Below are 221 nucleotides of genomic sequence, written 5' to 3' on the forward strand. Positions count from 1 at the left end.
TACGGGGCATGTTTCACCCCGCAAATTGTCCGAAAAACTGCCCGATAGCTGGACCAATCCCTTCAACGGGCAAATCCAGGAGGGCGGACTGTTCGGACTTTTGCCCAAGGCCAAACACCGCCCGGCGCACGCCATAGCGGCTGGGGAACAGACTGCGCAGCCGGTAAGTGTGATAGAAGGCATCCGCCAGATATTCCACGGGGATATCCTCGCCGTAGACT

At 58.4% G+C, this 221-nt stretch carries 1 protein-coding gene; it reads right to left on the reverse strand.

Going from position 1 to position 221, the window contains the following annotated elements:
- Positions 1-13: 13 nt before the first annotated feature.
- Positions 14-221, reverse strand: a 208-nt coding sequence (locus H6B10_RS16920) for a hypothetical protein (protein WP_204652510.1), incomplete at its 5' end; no start/stop codon positions are given.

Source organism: Gemmiger formicilis, assembly GCF_016901605.1.
Lineage (GTDB): Bacteria > Bacillota > Clostridia > Oscillospirales > Ruminococcaceae > Gemmiger > Gemmiger formicilis_B.